This window comes from Pseudomonas sp. CH61 (assembly GCF_059429415.1).
On record NZ_CM182098.1, the window covers coordinates 1,854,201 to 1,872,710 of the forward strand.

The window sequence follows — 18,510 nt, forward strand, 5'->3', positions numbered from 1 at the left end:
TGAATCGCTGCAATACAGCCGGCCTCGTTCTTTGACGCCCCAACCGTTCTGGATAAATGGGGACAGACCACGTTTAATGTAATTGACTGCAACAATACGTAAAAATTTGCCGTCATTTATGCCTTACGGCCCGCTAAGCTTTCAGTTCGGCCAATTGAAAGGATTCATCGATGCCGCGTAGACCCCGAGTTTTGATGCCAGGCGTACCACGCCACTTGATTCAGCGAGGAAATAATAGATCTGTCTGTTTTTTTACCGAGGAAGATTACCTTTTTTATTTGGAGCTTTTGGTCGAGCAGGCTTCTAAAAATGATTGCGATATTCATGCGTGGTGCTTAATGACCAATCATGTTCATTTTTTAGTCAGTCCACATAATGCCAACAGCGCAAGCCTGCTGATGAAAGGTGTCGGGCAGCGTTAGGTCCAATATATAAATCGTACGTATAGTCGCTGTGGAAGTTTATGGGAAGGCCGGTTTCGTTCATGCCTTGTAGAGAGTGAACGATATTTGTTGTACTGTTATCGATACATCGAAATGAATCCCGTCAGAGCGAAAATAGTAAATCATCCGGCAGAATATCGCTGGTCAAGTTACTGTGTTAGCGCACAATCAGAGCGATCACACATTGTTCCCCCCTCATGCCCAGTATTTGGCGCTTGGAGGGCGGGGCGGGCAGCCAGCAGATGCTTATCGCGAACTGTTCAAAAATGACTTAGAGTCAGAGTCGGTTGACCAGATTCGTGACGCGACCAATGGAAATAATGTTATTGGCGGTTTAAGGTTTGCTGTTGATGTCGAGGCAATGCTCGGTCGTCGCGTGCAGCGAGGGAGCCCGGGACGGCCGAAAAAATCGACCATTTAGTGAAAACGTGGTCTGTCCCCGTTTTCCCTCTGATCCAGTTCGGTATAGAGAACGGTTATTCTGAGCAAGCAATTGCCGATGCGTTGAAGGCGCAAAGGGAAGGCGTGGGCTTTGACGGGCCCAATCCTGCCAAGGCGCTGATTCAGGCTTGGACGGTCATGATCACGGGCCCCTTGGTTGCGTCGGAGCTTACGGCCGGATTTGCAGCAATGGCCTTGGGTGCTGCCATTTCCGGAGGCGCCAATACGGCGTACCAAATGCAAAAAGATGAGCCGTTCAGCTACTCCGATGCTTTCATTGCGACGGTCGTTGGGGCAGCGACGCAGGGGAAAGGATTCTGGGTGACACAGGCTGCAGGGGTCGGCGGCTCTCTGACAGGTAGCGTGATAAAGGGGGAGGATCCGATCCCTCCAGTAGTAGGATCAGTTGCCGGCACAACACTCGGCTTCTATGGGGGACCCGTGATCTCGAATATGTTGAAACCCATTGTGCCGGAATCCACATCATCGGTTCTGGGCAACATGGGCGGATCTTATGTATCTGAAGCGCTTTCAGACTGGATTCAAAATGTGGTAGGTAAAAAGTGAGGCGAAAAAAAATAGGAGTGGGAACCTTCCTTCTGGTTTCCATCCTCTGTTATCTGCTGTTTGTTGCAGTGGGTTTAATCTCCGTGTTGTGCGGTGCGATTTTCGTTTTTCTGAAAGACGGAGTCTGGTTGTACAGTTATGAGAGCGTATGGCGTGTACTGAAAGGTGCTGGAGCCTACGCGATGGCGGCAGTGGTTTACCTGGCGATCAAAACGATCCACGGGATATGGAAAGCCAGGCAACAGCATAAGCATGGTGGTTAACCGGCTTTCTTCTCTCTGTGGTTCGGGGGTCGTTGTAATGCGAAGCCGATCCGGGAGGACCGTTACAGGCTCTGCGCCTGATGATTCACTTCATCACGTGGATAAATGGGGACAGACCACGTTTAGAAAGAACTACGAAAACGTGGTCTGTCCCCGTTTTCCATCAAAGGGATGAATCCCGAAGGTGTTAAGATTTCAGATAACTTAAAAGGTCTTTAGTTTATGAAGATTGAGAATCAAGAAGGACTTCTTCTCAATGTTATTGCTGATATAGGCGTCCTGGAGTGGCGGAAATATCAGCAGCGATTTCCTGAAGTGAAGGTTGGTAATGAAATGCGGCGTGAAGATCATTCTGGGCTTCCTCCATTTATCGCTTTCAGATTCAAGTTTATTAGCGAGGATGCTATTGATAAATTGAGGGCCACGGTGGAAGGCTACAAGGGGGCGTTGTCATGGTCTTTTGTCGGGCGGTCACGCGAGGGACTACCTGGGATTAATTGGATGATCGCGCCCTCCAGACTGTGGGAGGTGGAAGAATGCGCGTTTAAATCGAATATTTCTGCCGCAGTGTATTTATCTATCCACGAGCCTTTACTTGGCCCGTTGGCATACAAGGATTTGGCTGGGCTGACAGAACATATTCGCTCGGAATTCTCGATATTTTGAAAAACTGGAGGGCGAAGAATTTCTGGATCCTATATGACAGGTCACTTGTGCAAGGTCACCTGGATAAGTGAGTTTAAATATCATCTAGGGGCGGGCGGCGTCAAAATGGCGAGAGTAAACGGGTAAATTTGATAAATGTGGACAGACCCTGAGGGATCCCCTCAAATCTACTCCAGGCTCTGCGCCTGATGATGCACCTCAGCACGCAGAGCTTTCGCCAGACTTCTCCGATATTCGCTGTAACCTGTAGGGTGAGGATGCATTCATGGCAGTGATCAGGGAAGGTGTGGTTTTGGGTGGTGAGTATTCGGGCTGGGAGATCATTGTTGAGGATGATCGTGATGGCGACACGGGTGGGTATTATTTGTACTTGAAAAAAAGTGGTAGCGAAGGGTTTGATTACTGGTTTGAGAGCGAGTCTGCGCTTGAGGCGCAGTTAGCCGAACTCCATGTTGAGTAGTACTAGTCAGTGCTCCGTCCCCGGTTACCCCGCAACAGTGAGTCGCTGCAATACAGCCGGCCTCGTTCTTTGACGCCCCAACCGTTGGCCATTTATCATGCGAAAGCATAACGGCATCACTGTGTCGTGAATCATTCGAGTACGTGCCTTCCTGCGGCCGCGCACGTCAACCCTGCCTCACCAATCCCGTATCGGCCTAGGCCGTCATTTCAGGTGCTCAACAACGTGTCTGTCCCGAAAATTTCCGTCGTCATCCCCACGTACAACGTTGAGTCCTACATCGCTGAAACCCTCGATTCGCTGATCAATCAAGCCGTGCCGTTGCATGAAATCATCTTGATCAACGACGGCTCGACCGATGGCACGCTCGCGGTGATTGAAGCTGGTTTTGGCCATCGACCGGAAGTCAAAGTGGTCACCCAGGTCAATCAGGGCGTTGGCGCTGCCCGCCGCAATGGTCTGGCGCTGGCGAGCGGCGAGTATGTGTTCTTTTGCGACCCGGACGATGTGGTCAGCCCGGAGTTGTTTTCGACGCTGGTGGAGCAGGTGCATGCCAACGCCGCGCTTGAGTTGTTTTATTTTTCCAAGCGTTCCTACACCGAAGTGGACGGCGAGAAGCAACTGTTGCGACGTAACACCGCCGCCAGTCGCAATGGCTGGTTTGAGGCGGGGCGCGACTTGCTGCAGGATCTGATTTTGTCCGGCAAGTATCACGCGGCGACGTGGCAATACATTTTCAAGCGTTCGGTGTGCGAGCGTTTTGTGGTTCGGCTGGAAGGGCGGGCGCATGAAGATCATGTGTTCAGCATGAATATTTACCTGCACAGCCAGGCGACTTTTGCCACGGCAGCGGACTATTACTTTCAACGGGTCAGGAGCGGTTCGCTGACGCAGAGCCACAAGGACGTTGAGTACGTGATGGGCAGTTATGCCGCGTATCGCGACACGCTGGCAGCGTTGAAAAAACACATTGCTGCGTTCAGTGCCGGGCGCGAAGTTGCGCTGAATTTCATGGAGCGCAATGTCGACGCACTGATCACCAAGTGCATCAAGTATGGTGTGCCGTTGCCACAGCAGATCACCTCAATGACGCGACAAGACAGCCGTGATTGCGGGGTGATGTTGCACACTCGCTGGACGCTGTGGTTTCCGCGCATCGTTCATGGCGGGCGCAAGCTGCGTTTCAATCTCAAGCAGTCGCGCCGGAGTCGAAAGGCCGCCGCTCAGGGGTAGCGTTCACTTGCCGACAAGTGAAAAAAGGGGCGAATTCATATCGATGAATTCGCCCCTTTTTATTGCTGTTCAATTACGCGGTTCTCAGCGAAAGGCTGGCACCACATGCTTGATAAACAGCTCCAACGACTTCTTCTTCTCTTCATGCGGCAAGCTGTTGTCACACCAGAAACTGAACTCATCCACGCCCAGTTCCTGGTAGTACTTGATCCGCGGAATGATCTCTTCCGGCGTTCCGATCATCGCCGTCTTGTGCAGACTCTCCAGTTCAAACTCCGGACGGCCGGCGAACTTCTCTTCTGGGCTTGGCGCGAGGAAGCCGTTGACCGGGGTTTGCTTGTTGCCGAACCACGCATCGAAGGTGCGATAGAAACGTGAGATGGCTTTTGCGCCGACTTTCCAGCCATCCGGATTGTCAGCGGTGTGCACGTGGGTATGGCGCAGCACCATCAATTGCGGACGCGGCACATCCGGGTTGTTATCCAGCGCAGTCTGGAACTTGTTCTTCAGGTCGAGGACTTCTTCGTCGCCCTTCATCAACGGCGTGACCATTACGTTGCAGCCATTGGCCACGGCGAAGTTGTGCGAATCCGGGTCGCGGGCGGCGATCCACATTGGCGGGTTCGGCTGCTGGATCGGCTTCGGTACGCTGGTCGAGGTGGGGAATTTCCAGATGTCGCCGTCGTGGGCGTAGTCGCCTTGCCACAGGGCGCGGACCACCGGGACCATTTCGCGCAATGCCTGGCCGCCGCTGGAGGCAGGCATGCCGCCGGCCATACGATCGAATTCAACCTGATAGGCGCCACGGGCCAGGCCGACTTCCATGCGACCGTTGCTGATCACGTCGAGCAGCGCACATTCACCGGCGACCCGCAGCGGATGCCAGAACGGCGCGATGATGGTGCCGGCGCCGAGGTGGATGGTGGTGGTTTTCGCGGCGAGGTAGGCGAGCAATGGCATCGGGCTCGGCGAGATGGTGTATTCCATCGCGTGGTGTTCGCCGATCCACACGGTGCTGAAACCGCCGGCCTCGGCCATCAGGGTCAGTTCGGTGAGGTCTTCGAACAGTTGGCGGTGGCTGACGCTTTCGTCCCAGCGTTCCATGTGGATGAACAGGGAAAATTTCATGACGCTTCCTCGGATCTTTTGTTGTTGAGGCTACAAAACTTGTAGGAGTGAGCCTGCTCGCGATGGCGGTGTGTCAGAAAAAACATCGACATCGGATAAATCGCTATCGCGAGCAGGCTCACTCCTACAGTTGATTTGTGCGGATCTGACGATCAGGCCAGGACGGGCAGGGCGCCCATCTTGCCGTGGCAATACACCAGCGGCCCGGCGATTTGCTCGGGAACGATCAGATTCTTCACCGCGCCGACCATGATGGCGTGGTCGCCGCCTTCGTATTCGCGCCACAGCTCACATTCGATGATAGCCGTCGCGTTGGCGAGGATCGGGTTACCCAGTTCGCTCAAGGTCCACTCGATGCCTTGGGCCTTGTCTTTGCCTTTGCGGGCGAAGGCGTAGGCCTCGCTTTGCTGGCCGCCGGACAGAACGTGGATGGCAAAGCGTTTGTTTTTGATCAGCACCGGGTAGGAATCAGAACTGTAGTTGGGGCAGAACAGCACCAGCGCCGGGTCCATCGACAGCGAGCTGAACGCGCTGGCGGTCAGGCCGACGATCTGACCGTCATCGTCCAGGGTGGTGATGACGGTTACGCCGGACGGGAACGAGCCCATGACTTGTTTGTAGATGGCGGCATCGATCATTGGTCGGTCCTCGGGTGTGGTGCTACTGTTTTTATGTGTTTGTTGGTCTGATGGTATACCAGTATTCGATCTTTGCAAGGCCTTTTAAGCTGAACCGATAAACGTGCCGCGTTCGTCGGAAACTCAGCGTTTACGGGGCTTTCGACTGGTCTGCAAGCCGCGGTTTCAGTAAGGATGGCGTATCAGATAGCGCCGCAAACTACGGATCAGTCTTGTGAATTGTTTGGAATACCATAATATGGTCTGCATCTGAGGGGCGGCCAGAGAGTCCCCCCGGTTTGGCTTCATACAACGATAAGAACAGACAAACTCGAGTTCATGCATATGTCCCAGATGTCCCGGCAAGATCCGTTGATCGAGAATCATACGGTCGACTACGTCCCACTCGCGGAACGCCACGGGAAGGCCCGCGACCTATTCACCCTTTGGTTCAGCACCAACATTGCGCCACTGCCAATCGTCACCGGCGCCATGGTGGTTCAAGTGTTCCATCTCGATTTGCTCTGGGGGCTGCTGGCGATTGCGCTCGGGCACATGATTGGTGGTGTGGTGATTGCGCTGGCGTCGGCGCAAGGCCCGCGCATGGGCATTCCGCAAATGGTCCAGAGTCGCGGTCAGTTCGGTCGTTACGGCGCGCTGTTGATCGTGTTCTTCGCCGCAATCATCTACATCGGTTTCTTTATTTCCAACATCGTCCTGGCGGGCAAATCCATCGTCGGCATTGCGCCGTCGGTGCCGGCGCCGTTGAGCATTCTGATCGGTGCACTGGCAGCTACGGCGATCGGTGTGATCGGCTACAACTTCATTCACACGCTGAACCGCATCGGCACCTGGGTGATGGGCAGCGCGTTGCTCGCCGGGTTCATCTATATCTTTGCCCATGATCTGCCGGCGGACTTTCTCACTCGCGGCAGTTTCAACCTGTCGGGCTGGCTGGCGACGGTGTCGCTGGGGATTATCTGGCAGATCAGCTTCTCGCCGTACGTCTCCGATTACTCGCGTTACCTGCCGGCGGATATCGGCATTGCCAAGCCGTTTTGGGCGACCTATCTGGGCGCGACGCTGGGCACGATTCTGTCATTCAGCTTCGGCGCCGTGGCGGTGCTGGCGACCCCGGAAGGCACTGAAGCGATGGTCGCGGTCAAGCAGTCGACCGGGTGGCTGGGGCCGATTCTGATGGTGCTGTTTCTGCTCAATATCATCAGCCACAACGCGCTGAATCTGTATGGCGCGGTGCTCTCGATCATCACCTCGATACAGACTTTCGCCAGCCAATGGACGCCGAGTATCAAGGTGCGCGTAGTGTTGTCGAGCGTAGTACTGGCGGGCTGCTGCGTGGTTGCGCTGGGTGCGTCGGCGGATTTCATTTCCGAGTTCATCGGTTTGATTCTGGCACTGTTGTTGGTACTGGTGCCGTGGGCGTCGATCAACCTGATCGACTTCTACCTGATCAAGCGCGGCTGCTACGACATCACCTCGATCTTCCGCGCCGATGGCGGGGTTTACGGGCGCTTTAATCTGCACGCGATCATTGCTTATTTCATCGGCATTCTCGTGCAACTGCCGTTCGCCAATACCTCGCTGTACGTCGGGCCTTACGCCAATCTGGTCGAGGGCGCGGACTTGTCCTGGCTGGTCGGCCTGGTGGTCACCGTTCCGCTGTATTACTGCCTGGCGACACGCGGCCAGACTCAGCAGAGCAGGGCGGCGAGGCTGGGTTACACCGACTGAGCTGATCCGCTCCAGCACAATGCCCGGCCATTCGCCGGGCATTGTTGTTTCCGCATCCCGGCGGTCAATCAAATTGGCCACATCGATCCCCTTTTGGCCCATCCCCCACTGTGCTCCAGCTACGCTGTCAGCAAGAATCAAAACCATAACCAGACGCTGAACCTTTTTTTACCCTTGGCTACCTTTACAGCCGCTGCCGTGTACAGAACATAAAAACCATCGAACTCACGCTGCCTTTTGGGGAACAACCATGGTCACGATGAAACGCATTCTGGGTGCCACTGTGTGTGGGCTGACGCTGTTGGCCGGGGCCGTCCAGGCTGAGCAACGCGAACTGCGCGTGTACAACTGGGCGGACTACATCCTGCCGTCCGTGCCCAAGGATTTCGCCGCCAAAAGCGGCATCAAAGTGACTTGGGATACCTTCGATACCAATGAATCCCTGGAAGCCAAGCTGCTGACCGGCAACTCCGGTTACGACCTGGTGGTGCCGTCGAACCAGTTCCTCGAAACGCAGATCAAGGCTGGCGTGTTTCAGAAGCTGGATAAATCGAAACTGCCGAACTGGAGCCACCAGGACCCGGAACTGTTGAAACTGCTGGGCAAGAACGATCCGGGCAACCAGTACGGCGTCCCCTACATGGTCGGCACCGTGCTGATCGGCTTCAACCCGGCCAAGGTCAAGGCTGCACTGGGCGACAACGCGCCGGTGGACAGCTGGGATCTGGTGTTCAAACCGGAGAACATGGAAAAGCTCAAATCCTGCGGCGTGGCGATGCTCGATTCGCCGACGGAAATCCTGCCGTTGGCCCTGCATTACCTGGGCCTCGACCCGAACAGCCAGAACCCCGCCGACTATGAAAAAGCCAAGGAGCTGATGCTCAAGGTTCGTCCGTACGTGACCTACTTCAACTCGGCCAAGTACATGACCGACATCGCCAACGGCGACATTTGCGTGGCCATCGGTTACTCCGGCAGTTTCTACCAGTTCGGCAACCGCGCCAAAGAAGCGGGCAACGGCGTAGTGGTCGACTGGCGCTTGCCGAAGGAGGGCGCGCCGATCTGGTTCGACACCTTCGCCATTCCGAAGAGCGCGAAGAACGTCGCCGAGGCGCATGAATTCCTCAACAACCTGCTCGACCCGAAAGTCATCGCACCGATCAGTGACTTCCTCGGCTACCCGAATGCGAACAAGGATTCGATACCGCTGATCAACAAGGAAATCACCGACAACCCGAACCTGACGCCGACCCCGGAAGCGCTGAAAAACCTCTACGTCGTGCAGCCGTTGCCGCAGAAGCTTGAGCGCGTGCGTACTCGCGTATGGACCAGTATCAAATCTGACAAATAACACCGCTCCCCCTGTAGGAGTGAGCCTGCTCGCGATAGCGCCAGATCAGTCAACATCGCGTCGTTTGACACACCGCTATCGCGAGCAGGCTCGCTCCCACAGGGTTTTGTGGTGTGTCATTCGGTGCTGCGTTCAGCATTTCGGGTGATGATAAGACTCAGCAGCACCGACCCCAGAATCACCCCTCCCACCACCGCCAACGACCACTCCACCGGCATGTGCAACCACGGCATCAACACCATCTTGCCGCCGATAAACACCAGCACAATCGCCAGCCCATACTTGAGCAGATGAAAGCGGTCAGCCATGTCCGCCAGCAGAAAATACAACGCGCGCAATCCCATGATCGCGAAGATATTCGACGTGAAGACAATGAACGGGTCAGTCGTCACGGCGAAGATCGCCGGGATGCTGTCGACCGCGAACATCAGGTCACTGGCCTCGATCAGCACCAGCACCAGAAACATCGGCGTGGCCCAGCGCACGCCGTTTTGCAGGACGAAAAAGCGTTCGCCATGAAAGCTACTGGTGATGCGCATATGCCCGCGCACCCAGCGCAGCAACGGATTCTTGTCCAGGTCCGGCTGGTGGTCGGCAAACACCAGCATCTTGATCCCGGTGAAGATCAGGAACACGCCGAACGCATACAGCAGCCATTCAAACTGCGACACCAGCCACACCCCGGCAAAAATCATCACCGCGCGCATTACGATCGCCCCGAGCACGCCGTACAGCAGCACTCGCCGCTGCAATTCGGGCGGTACGGCGAAGTAGCTGAAGATCATCACGAAGACGAACATGTTGTCGATCGACAGCGATTGCTCGATCAGATAACCGGTGAGGAATTCGAGGGTCTTTTCCCGGGCGATCTCGGCGCCGAACGCACCGTGCAGATACCACCAGAGCAGGGCGGCGAAACTCAGTGCCAGCAAGCACCAGGCGATGACCCAGGACAAGGCTTCGCGCACTGAGACCCGATGCGCCTTGCGTCCACCGAAGACGAACAGGTCCAATGCCAGCATGGCAAGCACGAAGACGACGAAGGCGCCCCACATCCACGGTTCGCCGATATTGATGTTTGTGGCTGGCATGTCACGCTCCCTGTCTATTCTTGGATTGGGGTCAGACGGGGCCATGCTAGCGACGACTTTGCAGCAAAGAAAAATCGTTTATTTCTGCGCAACAGTTCGATAAAAACGAACTATCCGCCCTCGTTGACAGCTCGGGCACTTTTTACGGAGCAATGTTTTCAACGATGAATACCGACATTCTCGAACCTCAAGCGGTGTGCAGTCCGATCACCAGCAGCGCGATTTTCATCGTTGCGACGCTGAATGCGGGGGCTGAAGCCGCGCAAACCGTGAAGGACTGGTGCGGCGATGTCGCCGGGCTGGTGCGCTCGGTTGGCAAGCGTGTCCCGACCGGCAATCTGACCTGCATCTGTGGCTTTTCCTCGAACGCCTGGGATCGCCTGTTTGGCCATCCACGACCAGCGTCACTGCATGGTTTCCGTGAGTTTGGCGGGGAAGGGCGGCACGCTCCGGCAACCCCGGGCGATCTGCTGCTGCACATCCGCGCCGATCAAATGGACCTGTGTTTTGAACTGGCCACGCAAATCATGGCGGTTCTCGGCGATGCGGTGACGGTGGTCGACGAAGTGCAAGGTTTCCGCTATTTCGACATGCGCAGCATCATCGGTTTTGTCGACGGCACGGAAAACCCGGTCGGGCGCAAAGCGCTCAACTTCACCATCGTCGGTGATGAAGATCCTGAATTCAGCGGTGGCAGCTACGTGCTGGTGCAGAAGTATCTGCACAACATGACCGCGTGGAACGGCTTGAGTGTTGAGGCGCAGGAGCGGGTGATTGGCCGCACCAAACTGTCCGATATCGAACTGGATGATGCGGTTAAACCGAGCAACTCGCACAGTGCGCTGACCACCATCACCAACGCTGCCGGCGAGGAAGTGAAGATCCTCCGTGACAACATGCCGTTCGGCCGGCCGGGAGCAGGGGAGTTCGGCACCTTCTTTATCGGCTACGCACGCTCGCCGGAGCCGATGGAGCAGATGCTGGAAAACATGTTTGTCGGCAAGCCGCCGGGTAATTACGACAAGTTGCTGGATTTCAGCACGGCGGTCACCGGCAGTCTGTATTTCGTGCCGTCAGCGGACTTGCTGGAAGAACTGGCGGATCGCTGATCAGCGAAAAAACTCTCCCGGCGTTTCACCAAACTGCTGACGAAACGCCGCAATAAACGCCGACGTCGAGTCGTAACCACAGGCCAGCGCAACATCGGTAACGCGTTCACCTTTCTCCAACGGTGTCAGCGCACCGAGCAGGCGCAAGCGCTGGCGCCAGGCGCGGAAGGTCAGGCCGGTGTCGCGCAGAAACAGGCGGGTGAGGGTCTTTTCGGTGACGCCGAACTTCTCGCTCCAGTGGCTCAGCGTGGTTTGCTGTTCCGGATGTTGCTCCAGGCTCTGGTAGATCTGCTTTAAGCGCGCGTCTTGCGGCAGCGGCAGCATCAGGTCGATCTGCGGCGCTTCGGCCAGTTGATCGAGGATAACCTGGGCGAGGCGGCCATGCGGGCCGCTCTGGTCGTATTCCACCGGAACCTGACTGAAGGCGCGGATCAGCTCCCTGAGCAGATCGCTGACGCCGAGCACGTGACAGCGCTCGAGCGCCCACCCGGCGACGCTGCAATCGATGTACAGGCTGCGCATTTCCGTGTGCGGCGAACTGAATACCCGATGCGGTACGCCCGCCGGGATCCACACGGCGCGCTCCGGCGGGGCGACGAAGCGGCCGACGCTGGTCTGGATTTCCAGCACACCCTGAATCGCGTAGGACAACTGCACCCACGGGTGACTATGGCGCCGGGTCAGGGCGCGATTGGGCAGCGATTCGGTGCGGCCGTAGAGCGGACGCGGCAGGCTGGGCAGCCCGGGAATGCTGCGCCGCACGCTTTTGTCATGTCCTTTAGGCGGCATCTTGTGGCCCTTCGGCGTTAGTCGGTAATTGGCAGTCACGTTAGAGTCGTCGGCACGCACTGGCAACCCCCGGATGAACCGACCATGACTCGCCCCCGTTTTTTGCCCGACAACTTCACCCTCACGCTGATCGGCGTCGTGCTGCTGGCCAGTTTCCTGCCGGCCAGCGGCCAGGTCGCCGTCGGCTTCGGCTGGCTGACCAACATCGCCATCGCGCTGCTGTTTTTCCTGCATGGCGCCAAACTGTCCCGCGAATCGATCATCGCCGGCGCCGGCCACTGGCGCCTGCATCTGCTGGTGTTCGGCCTGACGTTTGTGCTTTTCCCGTTACTTGGCCTGGCGCTGAAACCGCTGCTGTCACCGCTGATCGGCGACAAGCTGTACATGGGCATGCTTTACCTGTGTGCACTGCCGGCCACGGTGCAGTCGGCCATTGCTTTCACCTCGCTGGCGCGCGGCAATATCCCGGCGGCGATCTGCAGCGCGGCGGCATCGAGTCTGTTCGGGATTTTCCTCACGCCGCTGTTGGTCACGTTGCTGCTCAACGTCCACGGTGATGGTGGTTCGACGCTGGATGCGATCCTGAAAATCAGCGTGCAATTGCTCCTGCCATTCATTGCCGGGCAGATCGCTCGGCGCTGGATCGGCGCGTGGGTCGGGCGCAACAAGAACTGGCTGAAGTTCGTTGATCAGGGGTCGATTTTGCTGGTGGTCTACGGCGCATTCAGCGAAGCGGTCAACGAAGGTATCTGGCATCAGATTCCGCTCATCGAGCTGCTGGGGCTGGTGGTGGTCTGCTGCATTCTGCTGGCGCTGGTGCTGTTGGCGTCGACGCTGTTGGGTAAGGCCTTTGGCTTCAGCCAGGAAGACCGCATCACCATTTTGTTCTGCGGTTCGAAAAAGAGCCTGGCCACCGGCGTGCCGATGGCGCAGGTGTTGTTTGCCGGCAGCACCATCGGCGTGCTGATTCTGCCGCTGATGCTGTTCCATCAGATTCAGTTGATGGTCTGTGCGGTGCTCGCTCAGCGCTACGCCAAGCGCCCGGAATCGGTGCCCGAGCTGATGGCGCAAGTCGATCCGTGATCGCCGCAGATCAGACGATGTCGTCAATCAGGATATGCGATAGCCCTTTGCTGCACTGCTCGATCCGTGCTTCGACCTTGTAGACATCGCGCAGCATCTGCTCGGTAATCACTTCACTGCTCGGGCCGCTGCCCTGACTGGTGCCATCAGCAATCACCAGCACCTGATCGGCGAAGCGCAACGCCTGATTCAGATCATGGATGGCAATGAACACAATCACCTCGCGTTGGCGCGCGAGGCTGCGCATGAAGTTCAGCACTTGCACTTGTCGATGCATGTCGAGGGCGCTGGTCGGTTCGTCCATCAGCAGGATTTCCGGTTCGCGCACCAGCGTCTGGGCGATGGAGACCAACTGCTGCTGACCGCCGCTGAGTTCACCAAGGTTACGAAACGACAGCCCGGTAATGCCCAGCGCGGCGAGAATCTCGTCGACCAGTTTCAGCTCATCATCGTGGACCACCCAGCCCGGGGTCAGTTGCTTGCGTGCCAGCAGCACGGATTCGTACACCGTCAAACGCGCACTGGCGTTCAGGCCTTGAGGCATGTAACTGATGCCGCTCGGGCCTTTTTTCGAGTCCTGCAAAATCACCTGCCCGGGGCCTTCGATCAGCCCGGCCATGCGTTTGAACAACGTCGATTTGCCGGCCGCATTGGGCCCGACCACGGCAACCACCTGACCGCCAGAAAACGTTGCCGTCGAGACACCACGAATGATCTCGCGCTGACCGTAGCGGGCGCCGAGATTGTCCAGTTGCAGCGTCACCATGAGTTTTTCTTCCCGCCGAGAATCAGTGAAATGAAGAACGGCACGCCGATCAGTGAGGTGACCACGCCGATGGGGAAAATCGCGCCGGGGATCAGGGTCTTGCTGACCACCGAACTGGCCGAGAGAATCAACGAGCCGGTGAGCAAGGAGGCCGGTAAAAAGAAGCGCTGATCTTCACCGATCAGCATGCGCGCGATGTGCGGGCCGACCAGTCCGATAAAGCCGATGGTGCCGACGAAGGCTACGGGGAACGAGGCGAGCAGGCTGACCATGATCAGCGTCTGAAAGCGCAAGCTGCGCACGTTGATGCCGAAACTGGCAGCCTTGTCGTCGCCCAGACGCAGGGCGGTCAAGGCCCAGGCGCGTTTGGCGAAAATCGGCAGGGTGATCAGGATCACCAGGCAGATCACCCCGAGTTTCGGCCAGGTGGCTTTGGTCAGGCTGCCCATGGTCCAGAACACCACGGCGGCGACGGCTTGCTCGGTGGCGAAGAACTGCACCAGCGCCAGCAGCGCATTGAAAGTGAACACCAGCGCGATGCCGAGCAGGACGATGGTTTCGGCAGTGACGCCACGGCGCATGCTCAGGAAGTGAATCAACAGCGCCGAAAGCATGGCCATGATGAAGGCGTTGAGCGGCACCATGAATTGCGCGGCCAGCGGGAACAACGCCACACCGAAGGCCAGGCCCAGCGCCGCGCCGAAACTGGCGGCGGCGGAAATGCCCAAGGTGAACGGACTGGCCAGCGGGTTGTTGAGGATGGTCTGCATCTGCGCGCCGGCCAGCGATAACGCCGCGCCAACGGCCACCGCCATCAGTGCCACCGGCAGACGAATGTCCCACATCACCACGCGCACTTGTGGCGAAGCACTGTCCGGCGAAAACAGGGCGCCGAGCACTTCGCTGAAACTGTAACTCGCCGGGCCCAGTGCCAGATCGAGCAGCACACTGCACAGCAACAGAACCACCAGCCCGGCGAGGATCAGGCGTTTACGCAGCACCAGTCGCCGGTAGGTTTCGCGCTGCACCTCGACGGTGTCGGTCAACGAACTCATGGTTTGACCTCAGTATTGCGCAGGCTGACGAAGTAGCCCGACTCATACGACACGGGCAGAAAACGCTCGTGCAGTTCGCGGAAGGAGGCGTCCGGGTCGAGGTCGGCAAACAGCTCCGGGTGAAACCATTTGGCCAATTGCTGAATGGCCACGAACTGGTAGGGGCTGTTGTAGAACTGATGCCAGATGGCGTGGAAGGCTTGTGTCTCCTGAGCCTTGATCCCGGCGTAGGCCGGGCGCTGGGTGTACCACGCGAGTTTTTTTCGCGCCTGGTTCATGTCGGCGCCTGGCCCGACACCGACCCAATGACCGCCGGGTGCAAAGGCTTCCCAGTTGGCCGTGGTGACCACTACGTGCGCCGGATTGGCGACGATGACCTGTTCGGGATTCAACTGGCCGAACGTGGTCGGGATGATCTCCCGGGCGATGTTGTTGCCGCCGGCCATGTCGACAAACAGGCCAAAGTTTTCATTACCGAAACTCAGGCAGCAATCATCGGTGTAGCCGCCGATGCGCTCGATGAACACGCTTGGACGCGGTGGGTGCTGTTTCTCGATGACGTCGGTGACGCGGTGAATCTGCTGGTTGCGAAAATCAATGAAGGCTTCGGCGCGTTGCTCTTTACCGAACAGTTTGCCGAACAGGCGCATGGTCGGCTCGGTGTTCTGCATCGGGTTGTTGCGAAAATCGACGTACACCACCGGGATGCCCAACGCGTCGAGCTTCTCGATATAGCGCGCATCTTCGGTGGCGTGCTGCGCTTCGATATTGAGGATGATCACATCCGGGCGCTGCGAGATCGCTTGTTCGATATCAAAGGTGCCGTCTTCAAAGCCGCCGAAGGTGGGGATTTTGGCAATGCCGGGGAATTTGCGCAGGTAGGCATTGTAGGTGTCCGGGTCGGACTGGATCAGGTCCTTGCGCCAGCCGACGATGCGTTCGATCGGATTCTGTGTGTCCAGCGCGGCGAGCAGATACAGCTGCCGGCCTTCACCGAGGATGACCCGTCTGACCGGCAGATGCACCTTGACCTTGCGCCCGAGCAGATCGATCACTTCGGTGCGCGCCGTATCCGCTTCGCTGGCGTTTGCGTTGCGCGGCGCCAGCGCAGACAGGCTCAGCAGTCCTGCCAGTAACAGCGCAGCCATCGCGAGGCTGCGTCGATCGAAAATCACCATGGTCAAAGCCTTTGCAAAGGTCAGTTCGGCCAACGGCTCACACCGCTGGCCGGCTGAACGTTTCAGAAATCGACAGTCGCCGACAGTAATAAGGTGCGCGGTGAGCCTTGGGAGAACGCGCCGTAGGAAGCGACGCCCGACCAGTACTCGTGATCGAACACGTTCTGCACGGTGGCGCGAAACGTGGTCGGTCGATCATCGATGCGCGTGCTGTAGCGGGCGCCGACATCGAAGCGGGTCCAGTCATCGAGTTTTTGTGTGTTGGCCTGGTTCACGTACTGGCTGCCGGTGTGGATCGCGCCTCCGGTCAGTGTCAGCCCCTCGACCCAAGAGGTGTCCCATTCGGCCCAGAGGTTGGCCTGAACCTCGGGCACGCCGACCGGTTTATTACCGCGGTTGGCGGCCACGCCGGTTTTCGTCAGTTCGGCATTGAGCAACGTCACGCCGCCGAGCAGGCGAGTGCCCGGCGTGACTTCGCCGAACACGTTCAGCTCCAGCCCGCGATTGCGTTGTTCGCCCTGCACCGAGAACACCCCGGAGGCCAGTTCGCCGCTGGGTTTGGTGATCTGAAACAGGCTGATGGTGGAGGTGAACGTGCCGTAATCGGCTTTGACCCCGAGTTCGTGCTGGCGGGAAACATAAGGGGCAAAGATCTCGCCAGCGTTGGACGCGGTGGAAGGCGCGATGTCGCCCTTGCTCAAGCCTTCGAGGTAGTTGTAGTAGAACGAAACGTGATCCCAAGGCTTGATCACCGCGCCGAACAACGGGGTCGTCCGGCCGTCGTCGTAGGACGTGGTCACCACGCCGGCGGCGTTGTAGTTGTCGGATTTGATGTTCTGTTTGCGCAAGCCGAGGGTTACCTGTGCGCGGTCATCGAGAATCGACAGCGTGTCGGCCAGCGCCACGCCAGTCAGTTCGCTCTGCGAGACCTTCGGCGTATCCGGCTTGGGGATATAAGGCTCCGGGCGATCCACCGGGTGATAAATGTTCGACAGGATCGGTGCGCCGGAAATGATCCCGCGCGACAACACATCGCGATAGCGACTGACCTGCACGGTGGTGCGGTGACTGATCGGCCCGGTATCGAAGCGCAGCCGCGCACCGGTATCAACGGTGTAACGCTCGACTTCGAACTTGTAGTAACCGGGGATCGACGAGGTGTCGCCAGCGGCATTGACAATGGTCGGCGTCTGGTCGGACATTCGCGCCACATCCGATTTGCCGCCGCCGGCATGGGCGAACACCGTCAATGCATCGCTGAGGTCATATTCGCCGCTGAGCAGCGCCGATTTGTCACGGGTTTTCGACCAGCCCCAATCCTGACTGACGTTGCTGCGGCCGTTGGCGGCGGAAGGAATGTCAACGCCCGGAGCAATCAGGAACGGCCGCGAAGCGGCGTCGAAGCTTTCTTTCTGGTTGAGCCAGTCGAAGGTTGTGCGCAGGCGTTCGCCCTGATAGTCGAGGGAAATCGCACCGATGTCGACGTGGCGCGATTGATCGTCGATCGCCGTGTTGCCCAGTTGCGTACTGCCGTTGAAGCGCACGCCAAAACGACGCTCTTCACCGAAGCGCCGACTGACATCGAGATGGCCACCGGCCTGAGCATCCATGGCGTAACTGGCGGTGAAACGGGTCAGGTCTTCATCGAGGGAGCGTTTCGGCACCACGTTGATCACGCCACCCACCGCGTTGTTGGGTGACATGCCATAGAGCAGGGCGCCGGGGCCTTTGACCAGTTCGATGCGCTCGGCGTATTCGGTGAAAACCCGATAGTTGGGCGCCACACCGTAAACGCCGTCGAAGGCCAGTTCACCGAGGTTGCCTTCGCCGACGGGAAAGCCACGGATGAAGAACGAGTCGACAATCCCTCCGGTCTGCCCGGTGGAGCGCACCGAAGAATCACGTTCCAGCACATCGCCGACGGTGACGGCCTGCTGATCCTTGATCAGCGCCGAGGTGTAGGTGCTGATGCTGAACGGCGCGTCCATCACGTCAGTGTTGCCGAGCAAGCCCAGACGTCCGCCGTTGGCGACCTGGCCACCGGCATACACCTGCGGCAGGGCATCGCTGCGCTTGTCGGTGCCGATCACGGCGGTTTCATCCAGCGTCACCCGGCGCGGCACCAGCGTGTAGCTGCCGTCACTGCGCAAGACCATGTCCAGGCCACTGCCAGCCAGCAAGCGATTGACCGCCTCCTGAGTCGAGTAATTACCGATCAGCGCAGGGCTGGTCAGGCCTTCGGCCAGCGAGGGCTCGAACGACAGGGCAATGTTGGCGTCCACGGCGAAGCTCGACAGGGTCGCACCCAGCGGCCCAGCGGGAATGTTGTAGGCACGAACCGCGACAGCGTCCAGTTGCACCGGCACGGCGGCCAAGGCAAACGGGCAAACGGCACCGATCAGGACAAGGCTTAGCAACGCACTGCGAACAACGGGTTTGAGCTGACGTTCCGGGCGCAGGTGGCGTGCGGCAAGCATGGATGAATGAGCCTATAAACAGGACGAAAAGATGCTTCTCC

General features: G+C 58.0%; 17 protein-coding genes. 9 read left to right on the forward strand and 8 right to left on the reverse strand.

Annotated features, from left to right (window positions below; translation table 11 throughout):
• Window positions 1-170: 170 nt before the first annotated feature.
• The 5 genes from AC5SEM_RS08295 to AC5SEM_RS08315 all read left to right on the forward strand — a co-directional run bounded on the left by AC5SEM_RS08295 (window position 171) and on the right by AC5SEM_RS08315 (window position 4,073).
• Complete coding sequence (locus tag AC5SEM_RS08295) at window positions 171-422, forward strand: transposase (RefSeq protein ID WP_495472625.1); 252 nt, start codon at window positions 171-173, stop codon at window positions 420-422.
• 441 nt (window positions 423-863) lie between these two features.
• Window positions 864-1,451 (forward strand): hypothetical protein, encoded by a 588-nt coding sequence (locus AC5SEM_RS08300; protein ID WP_495472626.1) that lies wholly within the window; start codon window positions 864-866, stop codon window positions 1,449-1,451.
• Between the two features lie 485 nt (window positions 1,452-1,936).
• On the forward strand, window positions 1,937-2,380 hold the full coding sequence (locus tag AC5SEM_RS08305; protein ID WP_331695516.1) for a hypothetical protein: 444 nt from the start codon (window positions 1,937-1,939) through the stop codon (window positions 2,378-2,380).
• A gap of 265 nt (window positions 2,381-2,645) precedes the next feature.
• Entirely contained in the window at window positions 2,646-2,840 is a 195-nt protein-coding gene (locus AC5SEM_RS08310; RefSeq protein WP_331695517.1) for a hypothetical protein, read from the forward strand.
• Between the two features lie 225 nt (window positions 2,841-3,065).
• Entirely contained in the window at window positions 3,066-4,073 is a 1,008-nt protein-coding gene (locus AC5SEM_RS08315; RefSeq protein WP_495472627.1) for a glycosyltransferase family 2 protein, read from the forward strand.
• Between the two features lie 84 nt (window positions 4,074-4,157).
• Here the strand turns inward: AC5SEM_RS08315 and AC5SEM_RS08320 are convergent, their stop codons facing one another.
• Both AC5SEM_RS08320 and AC5SEM_RS08325 read right to left on the reverse strand, forming a co-directional pair.
• The gene (locus AC5SEM_RS08320; protein ID WP_077573303.1) at window positions 4,158-5,201 is read right to left on the reverse strand and encodes an LLM class flavin-dependent oxidoreductase; all 1,044 of its coding nucleotides are present in this window, start codon (window positions 5,199-5,201) and stop codon (window positions 4,158-4,160) included.
• Between the two features lie 152 nt (window positions 5,202-5,353).
• Window positions 5,354-5,839, reverse strand: coding sequence for a flavin reductase family protein (locus tag AC5SEM_RS08325; RefSeq protein WP_016987069.1), 486 nt, complete (start codon window positions 5,837-5,839; stop codon window positions 5,354-5,356).
• Between the two features lie 324 nt (window positions 5,840-6,163).
• On the opposite strand from AC5SEM_RS08325, the gene AC5SEM_RS08330 reads away from it, so the two are divergent.
• Both AC5SEM_RS08330 and AC5SEM_RS08335 read left to right on the forward strand, forming a co-directional pair.
• Window positions 6,164-7,570, forward strand: coding sequence for a purine-cytosine permease family protein (locus AC5SEM_RS08330; protein ID WP_463573706.1), 1,407 nt, complete (start codon window positions 6,164-6,166; stop codon window positions 7,568-7,570).
• Window positions 7,571-7,820: 250 nt separating this feature from the next.
• Complete coding sequence (locus AC5SEM_RS08335; RefSeq protein WP_141127597.1) at window positions 7,821-8,921, forward strand: polyamine ABC transporter substrate-binding protein; 1,101 nt, start codon at window positions 7,821-7,823, stop codon at window positions 8,919-8,921.
• A gap of 116 nt (window positions 8,922-9,037) precedes the next feature.
• On the opposite strand, the gene AC5SEM_RS08340 is transcribed toward AC5SEM_RS08335, so the two are convergent.
• Window positions 9,038-10,012 carry a TerC family protein gene (locus tag AC5SEM_RS08340; RefSeq protein ID WP_495472628.1) on the reverse strand — a complete coding sequence of 325 codons (975 nt, stop codon included), beginning with the start codon at window positions 10,010-10,012 and terminating at the stop codon, window positions 9,038-9,040.
• Between the two features lie 164 nt (window positions 10,013-10,176).
• On the opposite strand from AC5SEM_RS08340, the gene AC5SEM_RS08345 reads away from it, so the two are divergent.
• Entirely contained in the window at window positions 10,177-11,121 is a 945-nt protein-coding gene (locus tag AC5SEM_RS08345) for a Dyp-type peroxidase (protein ID WP_495472629.1), read from the forward strand.
• Here the strand turns inward: AC5SEM_RS08345 and AC5SEM_RS08350 are convergent, their stop codons facing one another.
• Window positions 11,122-11,910 carry an AraC family transcriptional regulator gene (locus AC5SEM_RS08350; protein ID WP_123593825.1) on the reverse strand — a complete coding sequence of 263 codons (789 nt, stop codon included), beginning with the start codon at window positions 11,908-11,910 and terminating at the stop codon, window positions 11,122-11,124. It abuts the gene before it with no gap.
• An 84-nt stretch (window positions 11,911-11,994) separates the two neighbouring features.
• On the opposite strand from AC5SEM_RS08350, the gene AC5SEM_RS08355 reads away from it, so the two are divergent.
• Window positions 11,995-12,993, forward strand: a complete 999-nt coding sequence (locus AC5SEM_RS08355) for a bile acid:sodium symporter family protein (RefSeq protein ID WP_116029147.1) — start codon at window positions 11,995-11,997, stop codon at window positions 12,991-12,993.
• Between the two features lie 10 nt (window positions 12,994-13,003).
• Here AC5SEM_RS08355 and AC5SEM_RS08360 read toward each other — a convergent pair whose 3' ends face one another.
• The 4 genes from AC5SEM_RS08360 to AC5SEM_RS08375 form a co-directional block, all read right to left on the reverse strand.
• The gene (locus tag AC5SEM_RS08360) at window positions 13,004-13,759 is read right to left on the reverse strand and encodes an ABC transporter ATP-binding protein (RefSeq protein WP_495472630.1); all 756 of its coding nucleotides are present in this window, start codon (window positions 13,757-13,759) and stop codon (window positions 13,004-13,006) included.
• Window positions 13,753-14,814, reverse strand: coding sequence for a FecCD family ABC transporter permease (locus AC5SEM_RS08365; protein ID WP_077573294.1), 1,062 nt, complete (start codon window positions 14,812-14,814; stop codon window positions 13,753-13,755). Before AC5SEM_RS08365 ends, AC5SEM_RS08360 begins: the two co-directional genes overlap by 7 nt.
• Entirely contained in the window at window positions 14,811-15,992 is a 1,182-nt protein-coding gene (locus tag AC5SEM_RS08370) for an ABC transporter substrate-binding protein (protein WP_495472631.1), read from the reverse strand. The genes AC5SEM_RS08365 and AC5SEM_RS08370 overlap by 4 nt, the downstream gene beginning before the upstream one ends.
• 62 nt (window positions 15,993-16,054) lie before the next feature.
• On the reverse strand, window positions 16,055-18,469 hold the full coding sequence (locus tag AC5SEM_RS08375) for a TonB-dependent siderophore receptor (protein WP_495472632.1): 2,415 nt from the start codon (window positions 18,467-18,469) through the stop codon (window positions 16,055-16,057).
• Window positions 18,470-18,510 lie beyond the last annotated feature (41 nt).